The sequence below is a fragment of the Bacillus sp. LL01 genome (assembly GCF_001037965.1).
Genome location: NZ_LFEL01000145.1, coordinates 1 through 4,733, shown reverse-complemented (window position 1 = coordinate 4,733; position 4,733 = coordinate 1). Strand labels below are relative to the sequence as shown.

Below are 4,733 nucleotides of genomic sequence, written 5' to 3'. Positions count from 1 at the left end.
GATTTCATGTCACAGGTGTTTTTAGAGCTCGGTTTTGTTACAATAGACAATGGTATTCTCGCGCTTAGTGATTCACCTGAGAAAAAAGGGTTAGATGAATCTAAAAGTTATTTACGAAAACAAGAACAAGCAAAAATAGAAAATCAATTCGTTTATTCTTCCTATGAAGAATTAAAGCAATGGTTCAACCGCGTAATTCTTCCGACTGAAATAGATGAACGACAGATCAAGGAGACGGTGTAAAGATGGATTTTAAACAGTATATTACAATTGTAGAAAACTACCCTAAAGAAGGCATTCGTTTTAAGGACATTACGACGTTAATGCAAGATGGTGCGGCTTACAAAGCAGCAATCGATGAGATGGCTGAATTTGCAAAAGACAAGGCAGTTGATCTTGTTGTCGGACCAGAAGCGCGCGGATTTGTTGTTGGTTGTCCAATTGCTTACTCACTAGGAACTGGATTTGTACCTGTTCGTAAAGCTGGAAAACTACCACGTGAAGTCATTTCAGTTGACTATGGCTTAGAGTATGGAAAAGATAGTTTAACAATCCACCGCGATGCGATCACAAAAGGGCAACGTGTTTTAATTGCTGATGACCTACTTGCAACTGGTGGAACGATTGAAGCAACAATTAAAATGGTAGAAGAACTTGGCGGCATTGTTGTAGGAATTGCATTCATGATTGAACTAGACTACCTAGCTGGTCGTGACCGTCTTGATGAATATGAGCTCTTCTCACTAATGACGTATAAATAAACGACTAGAATAACAGAGTACTCATAAATTATGAGTGCTCTTTTCTACTATTTAGTTAAGAAAAATGAAAAAAAGGGAGGGCGTTGGAAATTATTTTCAATGCTTCCTCGACATTTTTCGCCTTTATCTCTTTACATCGTGTGGAAACTTAACGATAATAAGAAGAAATCGAATCGTGAATAGGTGATTTCATGACCATAGATCAAGTGTTAGAAAAAGCAAGTCAATATCTTAGTGAGGATGACATTGCTTTTTTACGTAAGGCGTATGAATACGCTGAAAAATCTCATACTGGCCAGTACCGCAAGTCTGGTGAACCATATATTTTGCATCCAATTCAAGTTGCCGGGATTATTGTAGAACTTGAGCTTGATCCAAACACTGTGGCCGCAGCATTTTTACATGATGTTGTAGAGGATACAGATGTAACCGTAGAAGAAATTGAAGCTGAATTCAATGATCAAGTCGCGATGCTTGTGGATGGTGTAACGAAATTAAAGAAATTTAAATACAAATCAAAAGAAGAACAGCAAGCAGAGAATCACCGTAAGATGTTAGTTGCGATGGCAAAAGATATCSGAGTGATTTTAATTAAGCTAGCCGACCGTCTTCACAATATGCGTACATTAAAATACATGCCGCCAGAAAAACAACGCATCACTTCAAACGAAACACTCGAAATTTTTGCACCACTTGCTCATAGACTAGGTATTTCAACGATTAAGTGGGAACTTGAGGATACAGCTCTCAGGTATTTAGATCCGCAGCAATATTATCGAATTGTTAACCTAATGAAACGTAAACGTGCTGAGCGCGAAGAGTATCTATCGCAAGTAATGGATACGATTAATGAACATTTAACAGATGTGAATGTTAGGGCTGAACTAAACGGTAGGCCGAAGCACATTTACAGCATTTATCGCAAAATGGTCCTCCAAAACAAGCAGTTTAATGAAATTTATGATCTATTAGCTGTTCGGATTATTGTCAGAAACATTAAAGACTGTTATGCCGTTTTAGGTGTGATTCATACGTGCTGGAAGCCAATGCCTGGTYGCTTTAAAGACTATATTGCGATGCCTAAGGCGAATATGTATCAATCCCTTCATACGACGGTTGTCGGACCATTTGGTGATCCACTAGAGGTTCAGATTCGTACAGAAGAAATGCATCGAGTAGCTGAATTCGGGGTTGCTGCACACTGGGCATACAAAGAGGGTAAATCTGGTTCTTCTAAAGACTCATTTGAAGACAAGCTTACATGGTTCCGCGACATTATTGAATCTCAAAATGAGACCAATGATGCACAGGAATTTATGGAATCTTTAAAAATGGATCTGTTCAGTGATATGGTCTTTGTCTTTACGCCAAAAGGTGACGTTCTAGATCTCCCACGTGGATCGGTTCCGCTAGACTTTGCTTACCGTATTCATAGTGAAATCGGAAATCGCTGTATTGGTGCGAAGGTGAATGGAAAAATGGTTCCGCTCGACCATGAACTGAAAACAGGAGACATTATTGAGGTGATGACTTCAAAACACTCCTATGGGCCGAGTCAAGACTGGTTGAAGATTACCCAATCTTCACATGCCAAAAATAAAATTAAGCAATGGTTCAAAAAAGAACGTCGCGAAGAGAATATTGAAAAAGGGCGCGAGATCGTTGAAAAAGAAATTCGTGCACTTGAATTTGAACCAAAAGAAGTATTAACGGCTGAAAACATTCAAGAAGTAGCAAATAAATTTAGCTTTGCTGGTGAGGAAGACATGTTTGCGGCAGCTGGTTATGGTGGCATTAGTGCAAAGCAAATTGTGAACCGAATGACCGAGAAGCTTCGTAAACAGCTCGACCAAGAGCAAGAAGAGCAATCTTTGGCTAAAGCGATTTCTGAGATCCCATCCTTTACACCGAAAAAGAAGACAAGCTCAGGAGTCCGTGTAAAAGGTGTCGATAATTTATTGATCCGTCTTTCTCGTTGTTGTACACCTGTACCTGGTGATGACATTATCGGCTACATTACAAAAGGTCGAGGCGTCTCCATTCATCGTGCAGATTGTGCCAATGTGAATACAGAAGAGGCGAAAACACGTCTCCTTCCTGTTGAATGGGAAGGTAGTCATCAGCAATCGAAGTCATACAATGTCGATATCGAAATCAGTGGATATGACCGCAATGGCTTATTGAATGAAGTGTTACAAGCAGTAACAGAATCAAGAACGATGATCAATGCGGTCTCTGGTAAAAGTGATCACCGTAACAAAGTAGCAACGATTAATATGACTATCTTAATTCAAAATATTGATCACCTTCRTAAAGTGGTGGAGAAGATCAAACATTTACAAGATATTTATTCAGTACGTCGAATTATGCATTAATTGAAGTTGAGGTGTGGGTAGTGCGAGTTGTGTTGCAACGATCAAAAGAAGCGTCCGTAACAGTTGATGAAGAAGTAGTTGGCAAAATTGATGCTGGACTAGTATTACTTGTTGGAATCACGCATGAAGATACAAATGAAGATATGGAGTATGTGGCTGATAAAGTCATCAACCTTCGTATTTTTGAAGACGAGGAAGGGAAGATGAATCATTCCCTTCTAGACGTGGGCAAAGACATCTTGTCGATCTCTCAATTCACCTTGTACGGTGATTGTAAAAAAGGGCGTCGCCCGAACTTCATGAATGCAGCGAAGCCTGATATTGCAAACGAACGCTATGAGTACTTTAATCAAGTGTTACGTGATAAAGGTATTCATGTTGAAACAGGAACCTTTGGTGCGWTGATGGACGTATCATTAATTAATGATGGACCAGTCACACTGATAGTAGACTCAAAATAAGAAAAGTRGAGCCGACTGATTTTGTGAAACGTAAAAACAAAATCATCATTTCTTGAAAGTTTTTGATGAAATTGGGTCATGCTAGAAGTAGATAAAATGAGGAAGGACGATTTTATATGCGCTCTAGCATGCGGCAAGTATCACTGCATCAACAGTCAGACCAAATGTTTCATGTTGATTTTCATAGCTTTGTTGAGAAAGAACAAGCTAATTCAAATCTAGAACTGGCTTCAGAATTTGGGTTGTCTTTACGCGATGTTCGCACATTAAAGCAAAAGCTAGGTCGAAATTAGCCTATTGACAGAGATAGGTTTCATTCGTATAGTAGTAAACAAACCAATTACAAATTTACATTATTCCGGTGACGGGGCATAGTAATCAAGGTAGCAAGTTAATCAGAGAGGAGAGGTCGTGGCTGAGAGCCCTCCAAATTTGTCTTGATGAATGAACACCTTTGAGGATCTWCTCTGAACATGTATATAAGTAGGAGATGACGTATGCAGGCGTTAACTGTTGAAAAGTGGAAGTCGTAATTTAGGCTTCAATTAGGGTGGCACCACGGGTATATAACTCTCGTCCCTGATGTATTAAACATCAGAGGCGGGAGTTTTTTGTGTGGATAAAAGACCGAGTAAACAAGCAGGAGGAACAGTGATGAGTATTCAAATCCCACGCGGTACACAAGATTTATTACCAGGTGAAATTGAAATCTGGCAATACATTGAACAAAAATCAAAAGAAATATGCAGTCGTTACAATTACAAAGAAATTCGCACTCCTATTTTTGAGCATACAGAAGTGTTCGCGCGTGGCGTAGGGGAAACAACGGATATCGTCCAAAAGGAAATGTACACATTCACTGATCGCGGTGAAAGAAGCTTAACGCTACGTCCTRAAGGAACGGCTGGTGTTGTGCGTTCATTCGTTGGAAATAAACTATATGGTGAAGCAAGTCAACCGACAAAGCTTTTCTATACAGGACCCATGTTCCGTTATGAGCGTCCTCAAGCAGGTCGCATGCGTCAATTCGTTCAATTTGGCGTTGAGGCATTGGGCAGTAAAGACCCAGCCATTGATGCAGAAGTGTTGGCCTTAGTAATGAGCATTTATTATGAGCTTGGCTTAACTGATATCAA

6 protein-coding genes and 1 other annotated feature are annotated in these 4,733 nt (G+C 39.7%); all 6 genes read left to right on the top strand.

Features of this window, described 5'->3' with window-relative positions:
• On the top strand, window positions 1-243 hold a 243-nt coding region (locus tag AB685_RS26595; protein ID WP_198530600.1), incomplete at its 5' end, for a single-stranded-DNA-specific exonuclease C-terminal domain-containing protein.
• A gap of 2 nt (window positions 244-245) precedes the next feature.
• Window positions 246-761: an adenine phosphoribosyltransferase gene (locus AB685_RS26590; RefSeq protein ID WP_047973606.1), complete on the top strand. Its 516-nt coding sequence runs from the start codon at window positions 246-248 to the stop codon at window positions 759-761.
• 191 nt (window positions 762-952) lie between these two features.
• On the top strand, window positions 953-3,136 hold the full coding sequence (locus AB685_RS26585; RefSeq protein WP_047973605.1) for a bifunctional (p)ppGpp synthetase/guanosine-3',5'-bis(diphosphate) 3'-pyrophosphohydrolase: 2,184 nt from the start codon (window positions 953-955) through the stop codon (window positions 3,134-3,136).
• A gap of 20 nt (window positions 3,137-3,156) precedes the next feature.
• A complete protein-coding gene (gene dtd / locus AB685_RS26580; RefSeq protein ID WP_047973604.1) occupies window positions 3,157-3,597 on the top strand; it encodes a D-aminoacyl-tRNA deacylase in 441 nt (146 codons plus the stop codon).
• A gap of 128 nt (window positions 3,598-3,725) precedes the next feature.
• Complete coding sequence (locus tag AB685_RS31875) at window positions 3,726-3,890, top strand: hypothetical protein (protein ID WP_198530601.1); 165 nt, start codon at window positions 3,726-3,728, stop codon at window positions 3,888-3,890.
• Window positions 3,891-3,949: 59 nt separating this feature from the next.
• Window positions 3,950-4,181, top strand: a binding site (T-box leader).
• A gap of 70 nt (window positions 4,182-4,251) precedes the next feature.
• Window positions 4,252-4,733: ATP phosphoribosyltransferase regulatory subunit (locus AB685_RS26575; RefSeq protein WP_047973603.1), on the top strand; the 482-nt coding region annotated here is incomplete at its 3' end.

What these genes read in the sequence shown, in the direction of transcription:
- AB685_RS31875 (WP_198530601.1), top strand. Translation starts at nt 3,726, where the DNA reads ATGCGGCAAGTATCACTGCATCAACAGTCAGACCAAATGTTTCATGTT.
- AB685_RS26590 (WP_047973606.1), top strand. Translation starts at nt 246, where the DNA reads ATGGATTTTAAACAGTATATTACAATTGTAGAAAACTACCCTAAAGAA.